Here is a 16,900-nt window from a genome sequence, read left to right on the forward strand (position 1 = left end):
GTGCCCATTTGTGTCCCCACAGCTATGGGAGTTGTTTCCTTGCCTCGCAGCCACGGAGAAGCGAAGGTCATGCCAAGGCCCAACGGAGCGGCGACGGCCGCTCCTCTGTGCCCAGAATCGGTCCCAAATGAATACTTGGAGCCCTCCGAACGACACCTTCCGCGAGGACCACACGGCGATCCTGCGTCAACTCTTCGCCTGAGGAGCGACGGGAGGCGGACGCCGTGGTGCCACGGAACCGTTGTTACTCAGGGCTTCGGCATGTGACGCTCCTGCGCGTTTACGCACTCTCGCCACTCATCGGGCGGTTCCGGGGGCAGGCCGGCCCGTTTCAGCAGAGCGAGGCTGATCACCAGTACGCCCTCGGTCAGACGACGCAGTGTGGGATTGCTGGTGCGTTCGTACTCGGTGAGCAGTGTCGTGACGAACGACGTGAACGCCCTGCCGTCGATGCCACACTGGTCCTCGATGACATCGCCGACACCGCTGTCCAGGCGGAAGGCGTCAGCAGTGGCCCTGGCCTGGCCGATGAAGAGTTTCGCGACCTGGTTCGCCGGATTCCAGACATCATTTCCGTCTATGTCGACAAAACAGCTCAATCGGCCCACCTGATTCGCACGTCGACCCCTGGATGAGTCGCCCGCCAGTTATCAATCGCGGACTCTACCGCAGAACGGAACGCAGGTGTCGCTCCCGGCTCAGTAAAGCTCATTCCGATGGGAGCATCGGTGTAACCGGGCATGTATTGACGGGCCCGAAGGTAAGCGTCGAGCTTACCGTGGACATTCTTCGCAATCCATTTCTCGTAGTTCATGTTGGGATGTGCACCGGTGGCTGTCTTCTCTTCCCACAGCACGCCATCCTCAATCCGGTCGATATCGGTTATGGTGTCCGACAGGTCGTTCGGGTTGTCGACCTGGTAGTTCGTGTCCCCTTCGACAGGAGGCCGTTCCCGGTTCGAGGCGCCGTCACGTGGGCATGGAGTCAAACCAAGCGGATCGATCCACCCGTGCGGGTTGCTGACGTACGCGACTGGGTTGGGAGCCGGGCCAAGCCCCAGGGGGTCCGGGGTGGCATAACGGCCGGCAACAGGTTCGTAGTAGCGGCGCACATTATAGTGAAGTCCGCTCTCGGGGTCGTAGTACTGGCCGGGAAAACGCAACGGCGTGTAGGCGGTGGCGTCCGCATTCCAGGTCGTCGAACCCCATAGCGTCGCACGTGTGCGCCAGGTGACGGTGCCGCCGTCGTCGACCAGTTCCCTCGGAGTACCGATCAGATCGGTGACAATGGCGAAGAAACGGGAGTCGATATTTTCCCGCGCCACATTGTCGACAGCTCTTCGCTCCGTCTGGAGGAGCGGCCGCACGCCTCTATGGTTCCAGGTGAGCGTGACCGGATTGGGGTTGGTGTCGGAACTGGTGGCCTGCTCGCAGAGGGTGGCACCGTCCCAGGTGAAGTCCACCTGCTCCACGACCGTTCGCCCATCCTCGGCGAGACGCTGCTTGTCGATGCGGCGAGCCAACGGGTCGTAGTGGTACCGCCACAGGGTGCCGTCCGGGGTGATGACGGAAATGAGGCGGTCCTCCGCGTCCCAGGTGTAGCGCCAGGTGTCTGGTTTGCGGGAGAGGCGGATCTTCTGACGGAGCGTGATGCGGCCGGCGGCGTCGTATTCGTAGCGGATTGCGCCGGCCCGTGTGATCCGGGTGCCCTCGTACCTACGCAATCCCCTTGCTTCAGCTCCCGGGTGAGCGTCCGGCCAGTGGGCCTGAGTCTGATTGCCTGCCGCGTCGTAGGCGTAGGACTCCGACCAGCTGGCGGCGCGGACGGTGGCGACCCGGCCGACAGCGTCGAGGCCGTAGCGGCGGGTCCCACCGAGGTGGTCGTCGATGCGGGTGACGTAGCCGTCGGGGCGGTAGGTGTAGGCGCGGTGCTGGACCAGTCTGTCGGCGGGGCCAGTTACAGTCTGGGCGCTGAGGCGGCCTGCGGTGTCGTAAGTGTTGGTGAGGTTCACCTGGCCCAGTCGGCGGGACGTTTCCCGGCCGGCTGCATCGTGAGTGAACGTGAGGGTGTGGCCGTGGGTGGTGAGGGCCGTGGGATTGCCGATCGCGTCGTACGCCCACGTACTTTCCGTTCCGGTGGGAGTCGTCCGGCCTGTGCGTCGGCCAAGCTCGTCGTACCTGTGCGTCATCGTGCGGCCGTTGACCGTCTCCGAGACGAGCTGGCCGTACCGGTCGCGCAGCAGCGTCAGCGTCGAGTCGTCGTTGGTGGCTTGTGCCAACTGGTCGGTGAAGTCGTAGGCGTACGTCGTCACCTTGCCGGCGGCGTCCTTGCGGACGACCTGGCCGAGTTCGTTGCGTTCGAAGGTGATGGTCTGACCGAGGGGGTTGCTCCGGGAGAGCAGACGGCCTGCCGCGTCGTACTCGTACGTCAGTACGCGGTCGTCGAAGTCGGTCTCGCGGGTCAGGCGGCCTGCCGCGTCGTACTCGTACGTCCACGTCAGGCCCTGGGGGTTGGTGACGCGGGTCAGGCGCAGGGTGGCGTCGTGCTCGAACTCGTAGCGGACGCCGTCGGGGCCCGTGCGGGCGGTCAGCAGGTCGAAGTGGGTGTGTTCGAAGCGGGTGACGCCGCCGATCTGGTCGGTGTGGGTGGTGCAGTTGCCCTCGCCGTCGTAGGTCCAGCGTTCTTCGGTGCCGTCGGGGTCGATGCGCCGGGTGAGTTTGCCCTCGACCGACCATTCCAGGCGGGTGACCGCACCCAGCGGGTCGGTGATGGCGGTCGTGCGGCCGAAGGCGTCGTACGTGTAGCGGGTGACGGCACCGAGGGGGTCGGTGATTGAGATGGGTTGTCCGGCTGCGTTGCAACGGATCAGGGTGGTGTTGCCCAGGGGGTCGGTGATTGAGGTGGGCTGACCGGCTTCGTCGTAGGTGTAGCGGGTGGTGCGGCCCGCGGGGTCGGTGACCGACGTGCGGTTGCCCCGGGCGTCGTACTCGTAGCGGGTCACACCACCGTCAGTGCCCGTGATCTTCGTGGGCAGGCCGAGGCTGTTGTACGTGGCTGTCGTGCGCCGGCCGTCGGGGCGGACGATCTCGGTCAGGTTGCCGGACTCGTCGTAGCTGAAGGCAGTGGTGTGGCCGAGGGGGTCGGTGCGGGACAGCAGGCGGTTGTAGCGGTCACGGACGTAGTGCGTCGTGGCGCCGAGGGGGTCGGTTTCGGCTATGACCTGGGAGCGTTCGTTGATCAGGAAGTTCGTCTGGTGGCCGTGGGAGTCGGTCCGGGTGGTGACGTGCGTGCCGGAGGCCGGGTCGGGGTCGCTGTAGGTGAAGCGGCTGTGGACGTGACCGGCCTCGCCCCACTGCTCGATGCAGCGGTGCTGGTCGTCGTAGAGGTAGGTGAAGCGGCTGTTGTTGGTGTCGATCCAGGCGGTGATGCGGCCGAGTTCGTCGTTCTCGAACCGGAGCGGGATGCCCGAGGAGTTGATCACCTCGGTGAGGTGGCCGTCGGTGTAGCCGTACCGCATGACCGTCTCGGCCTCGGCCTGGTCACCGCGTACCAGGTGGAGGCCGGTGATGCGGCCGTCCCGCGTCGACAGGTTCACGCGGTAGCCGCAGCTGTGCTCTACGGCAAGAGGGGTTCCCTCCGCGTCGTGGTCGATGGCGATCCAGTTTCCGTTGCGGTCGTCCATTTGCCGCAGCAGGGCCAGGGATTCGCTCTGGTCCTCGAAGTGCCAGGTGCGGCCGGTCTCCGGTGCCATCACCGTGTAGCCGCCGGCGACCCGGTCGAGCGGCCAGCGGGGGCCGCGCTCCGGCATGACCGGCAGGCCGGGCGCCGGGTGGGGATAGGTCAGCAGAAGCCCGTCCTCGGCGACGAACACCACGCCCTCGGCGTCGATCTCCAGCCGCTGGTCCAGCGTGCTCGACCACTTCGGGCCGAACCAGCGCCCGGACCGATAGGACGAGTTGAAGTACCGCCGGACAACCAGAGGCAGGGCTCCGGGCAGAGTCAGGTCCGTCTGCGGAAGCACCATGTAGCCCGACGCCGCATCCACCGGGTCGTCGAGGCACTCCTTGTCCTGGTGCTGCTGCGCACTGGACTCGGGGTTCTCGTTCGCGTTGCCCCTGGCGTCCCCTCCGGATTCCGCGACGCTGCCCTCACCGGCTGCCGCTTCCTCCGCGCCTTGTGCGCCTTTCACCCCGTCTTCGGCGGCCCGGGCGCCGTCGACCGCCGCTCCTTCCGCGCCGGCTTCCGGAATGAGGAACTGGGGAGCGAGTTCGCCGCCGACCCCGCCGGGGTCCTTGAGGAAGGAGTTCCACAGCTTGTCGCCGGTCTCGGTCGGGTGGGTGAGCATGTGGACCGCACCGCCCAGCAACTCCACCTTGGCCTGGAGGGCTTCGTAGGGGTGGGTGAGGGCGTAGGGGTCGAGGGGGTTGGCGTTGCGCAGCAGGTTGTTCAGGTCGCCGACCCCGCGGACGAAGCCGCCGAAGAACCGCATGTCCTCCGTCTTGGCGGCATCCAGCACATCGGCGCCGTCCAGCTTCAGCTGGTTCAACGCCGACGGCTCGTGCGGGGCGTGTTCCAGGGCGGCCTTGACACGGTCGGCGGCCTCCGCGGCCAGTTGGTTGCGCTGGCGCCGGGCGGCGGCAAGGATCTGCTCGGCCGCACCCCTGGCCGCATCCCCCGGATCCTGCTCCGGCGGCTTGGGCCCGGGGTGTTTGCTGCCCTGCTCCACCGCATCTTTGTAGGCCTGCACCTGCTGGTGGTGGGCCTTGGAAGCGGCGGTGCCCTCCCGGTACTTCGCCACCGCCTCGCGCGCCTGGGCCTGGGCCCACTCCACCGTGTGCGCGAAGCCCTCCAACGCCGAGGCGGCCTGACCGCACGCCTCAGCGGCCTGACGCCACTTGACCTGGTGCGCGGCGAACTTCCTGCGGAAGGTGTCGGCCGCCTCACCCCGGAAATCGGAGGAGTCCAGCTTCTGCATCCCTCCCGCCACCGCGCCGAAGGCGGCGGCGAAGTTCTTCAAGTGCCCCGCCGTCTCGCGCAGCTTCGACGGATCGCCGTGGATGAGTTCCTTCGGGTCCTCACTCTCGCCGAGCTGCTGCTCGTCCACGTGCGCGCCCAGCCTGGAGGCGACGTTGTCACCCCAGCCGTCGACCTTGTCCGCCGTCCCGTGCGCACCGACGTAGTCCAGCGCATCACCCAGATGGTGCGCGCCTTCGTCGACCAGGTGGCCGGTCTCCCGTTTCGCCGAGTCGTAGCCCGACTTCAGCGAACCCACCACATGATTGAACTTGCTGCCGAACGACATCAGCTACCGCCAGCCACATCACCCAGGACCGAGGTGACCGGGTCGCCCGGCAGGCCCTCGCTGGTCTCGACGTCGTGCAGCATGCCCGTGCCGGTCTTCTGCACCGACTGCACCAGGCTCTCGCGGTCCTTCGCCCCGTACCCGGTCGTCATGCCCGCATGGTTGATCTGGTCCCAGCTCTCCTTGGCCACCTGGTCGTTGGAGGCGAAGGGGTCGCCGACAGCGGAGTTGTAGGCGACCTTGAACGAACCCTTCACGTACTCGTCCGTCTGATGGAAGGTGCCCGCCGCCAGCCCCATCCCCTGCGCCAGCGCGTTGCCCTCCTCCACCAGCGCACGCACCCCCCACTGCCACCGCTCACAAAAAGCGTGCAGCACCGCACCGAGACGGTCGTCCCCGGCGTCCTTGCCGTCCATCTCCAACGACGTGAAACCCCGGCCCGCATCGGCCCAGCCCTTCATCGCGCCCAGAGCATCCAGCTCGTCCAGGGCCTTGTTGATGCCCTCCGCCATCAGGGCCAGCCCCTGCACCCGCAGATCCGGCTGCCCGCCCCCGCCCGGCGTCGTCACAACCCTCCCCCTTCTCCTCGCAACTCCGCTTCTACGTGCTGCCGGTCCACGGCGACCGCCTCCGGCACGATCCCCGTCACCGGCGGCAGCACCAGCCCCCGCTCACCATCACCGGCATCCACCAACACCCCACACGGCAACCCGGTCGCCCCGGCCACCGCAGGCACACCCGCATCCAGCACCGCCGCACCCCACACCCTCCGGTAGCGCCAGGACCGGCCGCCCTCACCCCGCGCCCTGGCAAACCGCGCCAGCGCAGCCTCGCCGGTGAACGCCAGCAGCCACCGCATCCCGTGCAGCTCCACCGTCAACGCGGCCCCGCTCTCCCCGCACGGCACCACGACACGACCACGCCGGAACGCGCCCAGCACAGCAGCGAACTCACGCCGCCCACGCCGGACCTCGTCCACTCCCGGGCCGGTGTCCCGGACGCCACCCGGAGTAAAGGAAAGTGAATGCTCTGGCAAAGAAGGAGTGTTCGGGCCGCCCGGTACGGGAGCCGGTCCGTCGCCGCGTCCCGCCATCTCCGCGTACTCCGCCAGCCTTGACCTGCGTATACCTGCGGCCGGGCCGGCGTCACCCCCGTGTTCGGCCATACGCCGGATCATCACATTCAGGTGTTGCCGAGAGCAACGCGGCAGGGCGATCCGCGCACGGGTTGGCGGGAATCCGACCCCGCCCGGGCAGCCGCGGCAGGCCTCCGACGCCCCGCACAACCGGCCAAGCCGAAGTCGACTCGTCGTCCATGGCAGGGCAGCCGGCATTCGTAATGCTGTCGCCCCCACCCACCCCCGCCCCCTAGGGTTCGCCCCATGCGACCGATAAGCGGGGACGATGTGACCGAGGCCGTGGCGGGTGCTACGGCGGTGCTGCGGGCGGCGGTGGGCCGGGACTGGAAGGGCGTACCGGCCGGGCCGCTGGAGTGGGACTGCCACGCCACCGCGGTGCATGTCGCCGACGACCTCATCGCCTACGCCGCCAACCTGGCCGGACGCGCGCAGGACGCCTACGTGCCCTTCGAGTTGACCCTGGACGAGGGCACCGACAACGCCGGCCTGCTGCACGTCATCGAGACCACCGGCGCGCTGCTCGCCGCCGCCGTCCGCACCGCGCCGCCCGGCGTCCGCGGCTTCCACCCCTATCCCTTCCGCAGCGCCGACGCCGAGGGCTTCGCGGCGATGGGCATCGCCGAGGTGCTGCTGCACACGCACGACATGGCTCTTGGCCTGGGCCTGCCCTACGAACCGCCGGCCGGTCTCGTCGAGGCGCTCCTGGCCTGCCTCTTCCCGCACGTCCAGCCCGGTCCGGCTCCCTGGCCGACCCTGCTGTGGGCCACCGGGCGCGGCGAGCTGCCCGGTCGCGCCCGGGTCACCGAGTGGCGCTGGAACAACAACCTCGTCATCCCGGCCGAGCGCGTCACCCTGACCGGGGTCCGCCCGGCCGCCGCGCGGGACCTGTGCCTGGGCGGCGACGGCGGTTTCGGCTGGCTCGACGGCGGTCCGTACGAGGGCACCCGGGAGGCCGCCGGGATGCTGGTGAAGGCGTACGAAGCGGGCCTGCATCGGCCCGAGTTCGGGGTCTTCGTGCTCGTCCGGCACCAGGACGGGCGGGCGATCGGCGGCATCGGCTTCCACGGGGTCCCGGACGAGGACGGCCGGGTGGAGATCGGCTACGACCTGGTCGAGGGCGCCCGCGGCCAGGGCTACGCCACCGAGGCCCTGCGCGCGCTCGCGGACTGGGCGCTGGCCCGCGACGACGTCGACTCCGTGTTCGCGACCGTCGACCGGGACAACACCGCCTCCCAGGCGGTGGTCGGCCGGGCCGGGTTCACGCGGGTCAGCGACGAAGGCGAGGAGGGTGAGGAGTTCGCCTACGAACTGCGCGGTTGAGCGGGTCCGCTGCGCGCCGGTCCGCCGCCGTCGCGCCGACGCCTACGAACCGCCCCGCCCCGCCGTCCCCTTGCGTCTGCGCAGGCCCGACTCCCACAGCAGCCGTACGACTTCGCGGCTGCTGACCTCCACCGCGCCGGCCGCCACCGCGTCGGCGTACCGGTGGGAGGGGAGGTCGTAGTGGTCGCGTTCGAAGGCGCGCCTCGGCACGCCCAGCGTCTCGGCGAAGGTGTGCAGTTCGTCGTAGGACGTGTCGCTGACCAGGTGCGACCACATGCGGCCGTGGCCGGGCCAGGCGGGTGGGTCGATGTAGAGGGTCACGGGCGCCTCATCGCGTCACGAGGACGCCGTGCCGCCCGTGGCGGAGCCCAGCGCGCCGACGGCCGCGACCTTCACGCCCGCCTTGTGGCACACCCAGTGCGGGTCGGGGCCCAGTTCGGGCTCCACGTCCAGGGCGTGCGGGTCGCCGGAGACGCACACCGGGCACAGCGGCCAGCGGCCGTACCGCTCCAGCAGCGCGTCCTGGACGTCCTGGGCGACCAGTCCGGCGACGTAGGCCCTGCCGTCCGGCCACTGTTCGAGCCACCAGCGGCGCTGGGCCACGGAGTCCTCCACCAGGGAGACCACGTCCGCCTCCGCCACCTCGCGCGCGACCAGGTCCGCGAGGACGAGGGCGCGGGCCGCGTGCAACGCCTGTTCCAGAGGACTCAAGGGACTGATGGGCTCCATACAACCCATTGTGCGCACTCTTGACCGGGACGCCGAACCGAAAATATCTTTCATTCGTGACCCAGGACGTGAAGGAAATTTTCGGCAGCCCGGGCGGCTCCCTCGCCGCGAAGGTGCGCACCCTGACGCCGTCCATGACCCGGTCCATGCAGCGCGTCGCCGAGGCGGTCGCGAGCGACCCGGCCGGCTGCGCCGCCCTCACGGTCACCGGCCTCGCCGAGCTCACCGGCACCAGTGAGGCCACGGTCGTCCGCACCGCCCGGCTGCTCGGCTACCCCGGCTACCGCGATCTGCGCCTGGCACTCGCGGGCCTCGCCGCGCAGCAGCAGTCCGGCCGGGCGCCGGCGATCACGACCGACATCGCGGTGGACGACCCCATCGCCGACGTCGTCGCCAAACTCGCCTACGAGGAGCAGCAGACCCTCGCCGACACGGCCGCCGGACTGGACACCGTCCAGCTCGGCGCGGCCGTCGGCGCGCTGGCCGCCGCCCGGCGCACCGACGTGTACGGCATAGGGGCCTCCGGGCTCGTCGCCCAGGACCTCACCCAGAAACTGCTCCGCATAGGGCTCATAGCCCACGCCCACAGCGATCCGCATCTCGCCGTGACCAACGCGGTGCAGCTCCGTTCGGGTGACGTGGCGATCGCCATCACCCACTCCGGCTCGACGGGGGACGTCATCGAGCCGCTGCGGGTCGCCTTCGAGCACGGGGCCACGACCGTGGCCATCACCGGCCGGCCGGACTCGCCGGTCACCCAGTACGCCGACCACGTACTGACCACGTCCACCTCACGGGAGAGCGAGCTGCGACCGGCCGCGATGTCCTCGCGGACCAGTCAACTGCTCGTGGTGGACTGCCTGTTCGTGGGAGTGGCGCAGCGCACGTACGAATCGGCCGCGCCTGCTCTGGCCGCGTCGTACGAGGCGCTGGCCCATCGGCACCGTACGTCTTCGCGATAGACCGCAGGGCCGGCCGCCTGTGGGCGTCTGCGGGTCGTGTGCGGCTGGTTCCCCGGGTTCGCGGCTTCGGCCCGGCCCCGGGGAGACCCCCAGCGCGGCGGGGCCGCGCCGGGACACCGCCCCGCCCCCAGGGAGGCCACCCGCCCGAACCAGATTGCCACCGGAGAGAGCCGCCCCCCTCATGAACTCGCCCGACCTGCACGCCCAACTGGCCTCCCTGACCACCGAGGCCTTCCGCCCCGAGCTGGCCGACATCGACCGGCTGCCCACCCTCGACATCGCCCGCCTGATGAACGGCGAGGACGCCACCGTCCCCGCCGCCGTCGCGGCACAGCTTCCCCGGATCGCCGCCGCCATCGACGCCGTGGCCGCGCGCATGGAGCGCGGCGGGCGGCTGATCTACGCCGGCGCGGGCACCGCGGGCCGGCTCGGGGTGCTGGACGCCTCCGAGTGCCCGCCCACCTTCAACACCGATCCCGCGCAGGTCGTCGGCCTGATCGCGGGCGGACCCGAGGCGATGGTCACCTCCGTGGAGGGCGCCGAGGACTCGGGGGAGCTGGCCCGCCGGGACCTGGACGCGCTGCGGCTCACCCCGGACGACACCGTCGTCGGCGTCTCCGCCTCCGGCCGCACCCCCTACGCGGTCGGCGCGGTCCGGCACGCCCGTGCGCTGGGCGCGCTGACCATCGGGCTGGCCTGCAACGAGCACAGCGCGCTCGCGGCCGCCGCCGAGCACGGCATCGAGGTGGTGGTCGGTCCCGAGCTGATCACCGGCTCCACCCGGCTGAAGGCGGGCACGGCGCAGAAGCTGGTGCTCAACATGCTGTCGACGATCACGATGATCCGGCTGGGCAAGACCTACGGGAACCTGATGGTCGACGTCCGCGCCTCGAACGAGAAACTCCGGGCCCGCTCGCGGCGGATCGTGTCCCTCGCCACGGGCGCGTCCGACGACGAGATCGAGAAGGCCCTCACCGAGTCGGGCGGCGAGGTCAAGAACGCGATCCTCTCCCTCCTCACCGGCGTCGACGCCCCGACCGCCGCGCGCCTGCTCCAGGAGTCGGACGGCCACCTGCGCGCGGCCCTGGGAGAGGCGACCGGCTGAGCCGTCCAGGCCGGCCGCAGCGTGGGGGCGTCCCCGGTGACCGTTCCGGGTGGCCGTACGGCGTGACGCGGGGCGGTGGCCGGTCGTTCCCCCGGCATGACGAAGATGCAGAAGCTGCTGGCCGCCGCCGCCCTCACGGCCGGTTCCGCCGCCGCCCTCGCCGCCCCCGCACACGCCGACGCCCTCACCGCCCGCCCGCACCCGGGCGCCCCCGCCGCCCAGGCACACCCCGGCACCCCCGCCGCCCGGGCGCACACCGGCGCCCAGGGTCACTGGACCGCCACCGGCACCGCCGCCTGCGCCGACGAGCTGATCGTGGAGCCGGTGGTCAAGACCGTGTCCCCGCTGCCCCTGGGCAAGGCCGCGCCCGCCTGCCCCGCGGACAGCCTGATCCAGGGCCGCCGCTGAGCCCTCACGGCGCACGCCACACCAGCGTGTAACGCCAGAACAGACGTCGCCGGAACCGCGCCCCCGGAAGCACCCGACGGGCCGCCCGCTCCACCTCGTCACAGGTCATCCCGGGCTCCCGGGTGGGCGCGGTCATGGACACGGGCCGCCCGGTCACCGGCCGCCCGCGGGTCTTGACCCACCCGGTCAGCGCGTTGAGCGGTACGGCGGCCAGCCCCAGCGCGTGGTCGACCGGACCGGCGGCCCGTGCGCAGCCGACGACGAGCAGCGTTCCGCCGGGGGCCAGCTCGCTCCGCAGCCGGGTGAGGGTCTCGGCGAAGGGGAGGTGATGGAGTACGGCGACACAGGTGATGACGTCGTAGGGACCGGCGGGAAGGCCGTCCGGGGCGGCGGCGAGGACGTAGGAGACGGGGACTCCCGGGTCCGTCAGCTCCCGCGCCCGGTCCAGGATCCGGGGCTCCGCGTCCACCGCGACGACCGACTCCGCCCGGCGGGCCAGCAGCCTCGCCAGATCGCCGCTCCCGCACCCCACGTCCAGCGCGGCGCGCAGACGGCGGCGGGGCAACTGCCGCAATAGCCAGGGGTGATAGTGCGCGTTGTGGTCCCAGGGATGGGCGGCGTTGAAGCGATGCAAAGCGTCCTCGACGCGGCTCGGCAGCACGCTGCCACCCTAGGCCGGGCGGGGCTGGCCTACCCTTGAGATTCCCGGTGTCGGGGGCACTGGACGTCGAGGGACTCGAGGACTGCGCGGACTGTTATGAATCACGGCCAGCTCGCCGCTCTGGGCAGGGCGCTTCGGGTGCTCGGGGAGCACGGGGAGGCGTTGAGCGCCGACACCCCGGATGCCCGGCTGCACGAGATCAAGGCGGATCTGCGGCGGGCGCTCGATCTGCTGGACGAGAGTGTCGCCGGCGGCGCGCCCGCCACCCGGTGCCCGGAGCATCCGCACGGGCCCGTGGACGAGAGCGCGCCCGATCTGTGTCTGCTGTGCGAGACACGGCGGCGGGCCGCCCGGCGGTCGGAGTACCAGGGCCGGCCGGGCACCGCCGGGCCCGCCCCCACCGCGCCCTCCCGGTACGGCGTGCGCGGCGACCGGCCGCAGCCGCAGCAGCGCTGGCTGCCGGAGGCGTGGAACGGCCGCGAGTGGCAGCTGTGCGGGACACCGCGGAGGGACCGGCGGGAGGCCGAGGCCTATCTCGCCGCGCAGCGGCGTTCGTCGCGGCCCGCCATGGCGTACCGGCTCGTGCACGAGTTCACCGACTACGAGGTGCTGCGGGTGTGGGGCACGCCCGTGCACGTCGACATCGAGCCCATGGGCAACCTGTAGGGTCCGTCAGGCCGGCGGCGCCGGCAGGGGCAGCGGCGGGAAGCCGTGTCCCTCCCAGATGCGTCTGCTGCGCTCCTCCGGGTACGGCGCCACGGACGGCTCGGCGTCCAGGATCTGCACCAGGCGGGTGTGCGGGTCGTGGGCCGGCCAGCCGGGATCGCCCGTCCGGGCGAAGGCCGTCCACGCGCCGCGCATGAAGACGGACAGCCGCTCCGCCTCCGGTGTGGGCCTGCCGCCGGGGAAGAGCAGACCGCCCAGGTCCGCGCCGTACGTGCCGAAGAGCAGCGGGATGTCCAGGGCGTGGCAGGCGCCCATCAGGCCGCCGCTCTCGGGGGCCGGCCAGGTCAGTTCGTAGACGTGGGCCCGGCCGCCGCCGGTGTGCTGGGCCTCGGCGAGCCGCAGGGTGGGGATCGCGAACAGCCAGTCGGTCTGGACGCGTTCGAAGAGCTGCTCGGCGGAGGCTTCGGGGTAGGCCGCGCGGTAGGCCTTCTCGCCCGCCTCGCCGCCCGGGGCGTACAGCCGCAGGGTCGCCGCCGCCAGGTCGCCCGTGATCCTGCCGTAGCGGCCCGACATGATGTGGAACAGGCGGTACTCGTCGCGGTTGTGGCCGACGAGGAGGTCCACCTCGCGCGCCGTGCCCGCCGCCAGCGCCTCCCAGGGGGTGGTGGGGAGGATCTCGCCGTCGACGACCGGGGCGAACGGCACGGTGGTCGGGGCGACCTGCCCCCAGCGGTCGGTGTACTGGGCCATCTTGGCGCCGAGCGCCGCGCCCGCCTCGGTGAGGCGCTGGGGCTCGACCGCCGCCAGGTCGGCGGCCGCGGGACCGCGGCCCGCCTCGGCCGCCAGTGCCGCGGCCAGGTCGCGGGCCAGCCCGGCGGAGAGGAACGTGCCGGGCACGGACTGGGCCACCGCGCGCCGGAACAGGCCTCGCGCTCTGGGCATCGCCAGCAGGGAGGCGATGGAGCCCGCGCCCGCCGACTCGCCGAAGACCGTGACCTGGGCCGGGTCGCCACCGAAGGCCGTGATGTTCTGCTGGACCCACTCCAGGGCCGCCACCTGGTCCAGCAGGCCGCGGTTGGCGGGGGCGCCGTCCCAGTGGGCGAAACCCTCCATCCCCACGCGGTAGTTGAAGGTGACGACCACCACATCGCCCTCGTGGACGAGGTGCCGCGGGTCGTAGCCCGGCTGGCCGCCGTGGCCCAGTTTGAACGCGCCGCCGTAGATCCACACCATCACCGGGCGGGCGGCGGCCGGGTCGGGGTCGGGCGTCCAGACGTTGACCGTGAGCCAGTCGTCCGTCTGCGGGGCGGGTAGCTGGGCCGTACGCCCCAGGAAGCCGGTCTCCTGCGGGGGCGGCGGGCCGAACGCGTACGCCTCGCGGACCCCGTCCCAGGGGCGGGGCGGGCGCGGGGCCTGGAAGCGGGCCGCGCCGACCGGCGGGGCGGCGAACGGTATGCCCCGGAACACCGACAGCCCCTGCTCGCGCCGGCCGCGCACCGCGCCGGACGCGGTGCGCACCACGGGGCCGGGGCCGTCGGTGTCCGGGACGCCGCCGCGCGGGGCGCCGCTCTCCGGGGACGGGGACTCGCTCGTCGTCATGCTCGCTCCTCGCTCCTCGCTGGTCATCAGAAGAACGCCCGGCGGCGATCACGAGTGCCCGTCGAAAGCACCGGAAAGAAGGAGTTTCAGCTGAGCGTCTTCACGGAAGCCGCGTCGTACGGCTTCAGCTCCTCGAAGCGGTCGGCGAGCACCTTGGCCGCCCACTCGGGGTCCTGGAGCAGCGCGCGGCCCACGGCGACCATGTCGAACTCCTCGGCCTCCAGCCGGTCGAGGAGGTTGTCGATGCCCTTGACCGGGGAGCCCTCGCCCTGGAAGGCGTTGATGAAGTCGCCGTCGAGGCCGACCGAGCCGACGGTGATGGTCTGCTTGCCGGTGAGCTTCTTCGTCCAGCCGGCCAGGTTCAGGTCCGAGCCGTCGAACTCCGGCAGCCAGTAGCGGCGGGTCGAGGCGTGGAATACGTCGACGCCGGCCGCGGCCAGCGGGGTGAGGATCGCCTCCAGCTCCTCCGGGGTCTCGGCGAGCCGGGCGGTGTAGTCCTGCTGCTTCCACTGCGAGTAGCGGAAGATGACCGGGAACTGGGCGGAGACCCGCTCGCGGACCGCCGCGACGATCTCCGCGGCGAACTTGGTACGGGCCACCGGGTCGCCGCCGTAGGCGTCGGTACGGCGGTTGGTGCCCTCCCACAGGAACTGGTCGACCAGGTAGCCGTGGGCGCCGTGGATCTCCACGCCGTCGAAGCCGATGCGCTCGGCGTCGGCGGCGGCCTGGGCGAACGCGGCGACGACGTCGTCGATGTCCTTCTGCGTCATGGCCTTGCCGGTGGGCTCGGCGCCGGCGGTGACCAGGCCGGAGGGGCCCATCGCGGGAGCGTCCGGGAAGGGGTTCTGGCCCTGCTCGCGGACCATGCCGATGTGCCAGAGCTGGGGCACGATGGTGCCGCCCGCCGCGTGCACGTCCTCGGCGACCTTCGCCCATCCGGCGAGCTGCTCCTCACCGTGGAACCGGGGCACGCGCGAGCTGTTGCCGGCCGACTCGTGGCCGACGTAGGTGCCCTCGGTCACGATCAGGCCGACACCGGCGGCGGCGCGGCGGGCATAGTAGGAGCGCACGTCCTCGCCGGGGACGCCGCCCGGGGAGAACATCCGGGTCATCGGCGCCATCGCGATGCGGTTCGGCACGGTCAGGCCGTTCAGCGTGATCGGGCGGGACAGGATCTGGGCCGCGCGTGAGGCGGGCGTGGTGACGGTCACGTGGGGGCTCCTGGTGAATGACTCTGCTGACCGGACGGTATGTGTGTGCGCATTGTTGCAGCTTCTGAAGTAACCGCCTATGCGCCGGGCCACATTCCCGGCCCCGCCGGGCCCTCAGGTGACGCCGCTCACACTGGCCCGGTTCAACTGCCGCACCCGCTCCCGCAGCACCGCGTCCGGCGGCGCCGGCTCGACCGACTCCGGCGGGCAGTCCCACTCCCGCCCGCCGCCGAGGGGACGCAGCTGCACCCGGCCGCCCACGCGCCCCATCACCTCACCGACCCGACCGCTGCGCACGTCGACGGCGTACTCGCACGCACGGTTCAGAGCGGCCGCCAGCCGCGAGGCGACACCGATGTTGCAGCGCCCCAGATCGACCAGGGCGTACGGATCCTCCCCCGAGGCGCTCAACGGGTCGACCCGCAGCGAGGGCAGGACGACGCCGACCCGGCACAGGGCCGCGCGCAACCGCTCGACGGCTTCCTCGGCCGTCCGGGCGGGCCTGTCCCCGGCGTTCGTTTCCTTCACTTCCATTGCGCCATTTCCTCCACGCTGAGTGTTCCCTTTCACCACACAGCGTGGCCGTCGGCGGCCTAACCTGGCCAGATACGGCGTCCCAACAACGTTGCCCGTCGGATGAGGAGTTGCCATGCCCGGACCGAAGGACCTCGACCCGTCCTCATCACCACGCGCTCTGCTGGGCGCGGAGTTACGGCACGCCCGCGAGAGGAAGGGCCTGAGCCAGGAGCATCTGGGGCAGCGGCTGTTCGTCAGCGGGTCGTTCATCGGGCAACTGGAGGCGGGGACGCGGCGGATGCAGCCGGAGTACGCGCGGATGCTGGACGAGGTGCTGGGCACCGGGGGCTTCTTCACGCGCAACTGCGGGGCTTCGGCCGACTCCAAGTATCCGGAGCACTTCGCCGAGGCGGCGGAGGCCGAAGCTCAAGCGACGGCAATCAGGCAGTACGCACCCCAGTTGATCCCTGGACTGCTCCAGACCCCGGCGTACGCGCGGGCCGTGTGCCAGGCCTACGACCCGACGGCACCCGAGGAGAGGATCGACCAGTTGGTGAGGGACCGCATAGAGCGGGCCCGCATTCTCGACGATCCAACAAACCCTCTGTTGTGGGCCGTGCTCGACGAGGCCGCACTGCGTCGCGTGACGGGTGGGCGCGAGGTGATGGCGGAGGCCCTGCGGCACATCGCCGACCTGATTCACCGAGGCCGGGTCATCGTGCAGGTGCTGCCGTTCGAAGCGGGGGCCCACGCGGGAATGGAGGGCGCCATCAAGTTGATGGACTTCGAAGACGCCCCTCCGCTTGTCTACTTCGAGGGCCCCGGTACCGGACGGCTGGAGGACGACCCGGCGACGGTCAGGCACCGGAGGTTCACTTACGAACTCCTCACGGCCTGCGCACTCGCCCCCGAGAAGTCCCTGGCCCTCATCGAGACGATGGCGCAGGATTACGCCCATGAGGAACCTCCCTGACCATCGCCTGGGCGCGGCCACCTGGTTCAAGTCCACCTACAGCGGCGGCAGCGGCGGTGACTGTCTGGAAGTCACCCGTGACGTCCCCGCCCTCGTCCCCGTCCGCGACTCCAAGTCCCCCGGCGGACCGAAGCTGGTGTTCTCGGCCGAGGCCTGGTCGGCGTTCGTCTCGGGGCTCAAGCCCTGATCCCCGAGCCCTCTTTTCAAGGAACGGGCGGAGGGCCCAACCCGCCCTCCCGCCCTTCGAGTTGACCTCACGCGTTCGACTTGCCACGGACAGTCACGAGGCTCTAGCGTGCCCGCATAACGA

At 71.1% G+C, this 16,900-nt stretch carries 17 protein-coding genes; 7 read left to right on the forward strand and 10 right to left on the reverse strand.

Annotated elements, in window-relative coordinates; genetic code table 11:
- Nucleotides 1-248: 248 nt before the first annotated feature.
- Genes ACGFZN_RS12530 through ACGFZN_RS12545 form a run of 4 tightly spaced genes read right to left on the reverse strand, consistent with a single transcriptional unit; the run spans nt 249 to nt 6,182 of the window.
- Nucleotides 249-599 (reverse strand): DUF6086 family protein, encoded by a 351-nt coding sequence (locus tag ACGFZN_RS12530; protein WP_393858427.1) that lies wholly within the window; start codon nt 597-599, stop codon nt 249-251.
- Complete coding sequence (locus tag ACGFZN_RS12535; protein WP_393858428.1) at nt 596-5,302, reverse strand: putative T7SS-secreted protein; 4,707 nt, start codon at nt 5,300-5,302, stop codon at nt 596-598. Before ACGFZN_RS12535 ends, ACGFZN_RS12530 begins: the two co-directional genes overlap by 4 nt.
- Entirely contained in the window at nt 5,302-5,871 is a 570-nt protein-coding gene (locus tag ACGFZN_RS12540) for a hypothetical protein (RefSeq protein WP_393858429.1), read from the reverse strand. The genes ACGFZN_RS12535 and ACGFZN_RS12540 overlap by 1 nt, the downstream gene beginning before the upstream one ends.
- On the reverse strand, nt 5,868-6,182 hold the full coding sequence (locus tag ACGFZN_RS12545; protein WP_393858430.1) for an SseB family protein: 315 nt from the start codon (nt 6,180-6,182) through the stop codon (nt 5,868-5,870). The genes ACGFZN_RS12540 and ACGFZN_RS12545 overlap by 4 nt, the downstream gene beginning before the upstream one ends.
- Before the next feature lie 501 nt (nt 6,183-6,683).
- On the opposite strand from ACGFZN_RS12545, the gene ACGFZN_RS12550 reads away from it, so the two are divergent.
- Nucleotides 6,684-7,760, forward strand: coding sequence for a GNAT family N-acetyltransferase (locus ACGFZN_RS12550; RefSeq protein WP_393858431.1), 1,077 nt, complete (start codon nt 6,684-6,686; stop codon nt 7,758-7,760).
- 42 nt (nt 7,761-7,802) lie between these two features.
- Here ACGFZN_RS12550 and ACGFZN_RS12555 read toward each other — a convergent pair whose 3' ends face one another.
- Both ACGFZN_RS12555 and ACGFZN_RS12560 read right to left on the reverse strand, forming a co-directional pair.
- On the reverse strand, nt 7,803-8,081 hold the full coding sequence (locus ACGFZN_RS12555) for a DUF4031 domain-containing protein (RefSeq protein ID WP_393858432.1): 279 nt from the start codon (nt 8,079-8,081) through the stop codon (nt 7,803-7,805).
- 15 nt (nt 8,082-8,096) lie between these two features.
- The gene (locus ACGFZN_RS12560) at nt 8,097-8,480 is read right to left on the reverse strand and encodes a hypothetical protein (protein WP_393858576.1); all 384 of its coding nucleotides are present in this window, start codon (nt 8,478-8,480) and stop codon (nt 8,097-8,099) included.
- A gap of 65 nt (nt 8,481-8,545) precedes the next feature.
- Here ACGFZN_RS12560 and ACGFZN_RS12565 point away from each other — a divergent pair, with 65 nt between their 5' ends.
- The 3 genes from ACGFZN_RS12565 to ACGFZN_RS12575 all read left to right on the forward strand — a co-directional run bounded on the left by ACGFZN_RS12565 (nt 8,546) and on the right by ACGFZN_RS12575 (nt 10,964).
- Entirely contained in the window at nt 8,546-9,451 is a 906-nt protein-coding gene (locus tag ACGFZN_RS12565; RefSeq protein ID WP_393858433.1) for a MurR/RpiR family transcriptional regulator, read from the forward strand.
- A 181-nt stretch (nt 9,452-9,632) separates the two neighbouring features.
- Complete coding sequence (gene murQ / locus ACGFZN_RS12570; RefSeq protein ID WP_393858434.1) at nt 9,633-10,556, forward strand: N-acetylmuramic acid 6-phosphate etherase; 924 nt, start codon at nt 9,633-9,635, stop codon at nt 10,554-10,556.
- Between the two features lie 96 nt (nt 10,557-10,652).
- Nucleotides 10,653-10,964, forward strand: coding sequence for a hypothetical protein (locus ACGFZN_RS12575; protein WP_393858435.1), 312 nt, complete (start codon nt 10,653-10,655; stop codon nt 10,962-10,964).
- A 4-nt stretch (nt 10,965-10,968) separates the two neighbouring features.
- Here the strand turns inward: ACGFZN_RS12575 and ACGFZN_RS12580 are convergent, their stop codons facing one another.
- Nucleotides 10,969-11,622, reverse strand: a complete 654-nt coding sequence (locus ACGFZN_RS12580; RefSeq protein ID WP_393858577.1) for a class I SAM-dependent methyltransferase — start codon at nt 11,620-11,622, stop codon at nt 10,969-10,971.
- 99 nt (nt 11,623-11,721) lie between these two features.
- Here ACGFZN_RS12580 and ACGFZN_RS12585 point away from each other — a divergent pair, with 99 nt between their 5' ends.
- Nucleotides 11,722-12,291, forward strand: coding sequence for a hypothetical protein (locus ACGFZN_RS12585; RefSeq protein WP_393858436.1), 570 nt, complete (start codon nt 11,722-11,724; stop codon nt 12,289-12,291).
- Between the two features lie 6 nt (nt 12,292-12,297).
- Here the strand turns inward: ACGFZN_RS12585 and ACGFZN_RS12590 are convergent, their stop codons facing one another.
- The 3 genes from ACGFZN_RS12590 to ACGFZN_RS12600 form a co-directional block, all read right to left on the reverse strand.
- Nucleotides 12,298-13,890 carry a carboxylesterase/lipase family protein gene (locus tag ACGFZN_RS12590; protein WP_393858437.1) on the reverse strand — a complete coding sequence of 531 codons (1,593 nt, stop codon included), beginning with the start codon at nt 13,888-13,890 and terminating at the stop codon, nt 12,298-12,300.
- 86 nt (nt 13,891-13,976) lie between these two features.
- Complete coding sequence (locus tag ACGFZN_RS12595) at nt 13,977-15,101, reverse strand: NADH:flavin oxidoreductase (protein WP_393858438.1); 1,125 nt, start codon at nt 15,099-15,101, stop codon at nt 13,977-13,979.
- A 114-nt stretch (nt 15,102-15,215) separates the two neighbouring features.
- The gene (locus ACGFZN_RS12600; RefSeq protein WP_393858439.1) at nt 15,216-15,635 is read right to left on the reverse strand and encodes a hypothetical protein; all 420 of its coding nucleotides are present in this window, start codon (nt 15,633-15,635) and stop codon (nt 15,216-15,218) included.
- A 115-nt stretch (nt 15,636-15,750) separates the two neighbouring features.
- Between ACGFZN_RS12600 and ACGFZN_RS12605 the strand changes: the two genes are divergently transcribed.
- Nucleotides 15,751-16,590 (forward strand): Scr1 family TA system antitoxin-like transcriptional regulator, encoded by an 840-nt coding sequence (locus tag ACGFZN_RS12605; protein ID WP_393858440.1) that lies wholly within the window; start codon nt 15,751-15,753, stop codon nt 16,588-16,590.
- The gene (locus ACGFZN_RS12610) at nt 16,574-16,777 is read left to right on the forward strand and encodes a DUF397 domain-containing protein (protein WP_393858441.1); all 204 of its coding nucleotides are present in this window, start codon (nt 16,574-16,576) and stop codon (nt 16,775-16,777) included. The genes ACGFZN_RS12605 and ACGFZN_RS12610 overlap by 17 nt, the downstream gene beginning before the upstream one ends.
- The last annotated feature ends 123 nt before the right edge of the window (nt 16,778-16,900 follow it).

Source organism: Streptomyces sp. NPDC048192, assembly GCF_043202415.1.
Classification (GTDB): domain Bacteria; phylum Actinomycetota; class Actinomycetes; order Streptomycetales; family Streptomycetaceae; genus Streptomyces.

Bases quoted from the DNA above. Each gene is read 5' to 3' on its own strand.
- ACGFZN_RS12585 (WP_393858436.1), top strand. From the start codon at position 11,722: ATGAATCACGGCCAGCTCGCCGCTCTGGGCAGGGCGCTTCGGGTGCTC.
- ACGFZN_RS12610 (WP_393858441.1), top strand. From the start codon at position 16,574: ATGAGGAACCTCCCTGACCATCGCCTGGGCGCGGCCACCTGGTTCAAG.
- ACGFZN_RS12535 (WP_393858428.1), bottom strand. From the start codon at position 5,302: ATGTCGTTCGGCAGCAAGTTCAATCATGTGGTGGGTTCGCTGAAGTCG.
- ACGFZN_RS12575 (WP_393858435.1), top strand. From the start codon at position 10,653: ATGACGAAGATGCAGAAGCTGCTGGCCGCCGCCGCCCTCACGGCCGGT.
- ACGFZN_RS12590 (WP_393858437.1), bottom strand. From the start codon at position 13,890: ATGACGACGAGCGAGTCCCCGTCCCCGGAGAGCGGCGCCCCGCGCGGC.
- murQ (WP_393858434.1), top strand. From the start codon at position 9,633: ATGAACTCGCCCGACCTGCACGCCCAACTGGCCTCCCTGACCACCGAG.
- ACGFZN_RS12600 (WP_393858439.1), bottom strand. From the start codon at position 15,635: ATGGAAGTGAAGGAAACGAACGCCGGGGACAGGCCCGCCCGGACGGCC.
- ACGFZN_RS12550 (WP_393858431.1), top strand. From the start codon at position 6,684: ATGCGACCGATAAGCGGGGACGATGTGACCGAGGCCGTGGCGGGTGCT.
- ACGFZN_RS12605 (WP_393858440.1), top strand. From the start codon at position 15,751: ATGCCCGGACCGAAGGACCTCGACCCGTCCTCATCACCACGCGCTCTG.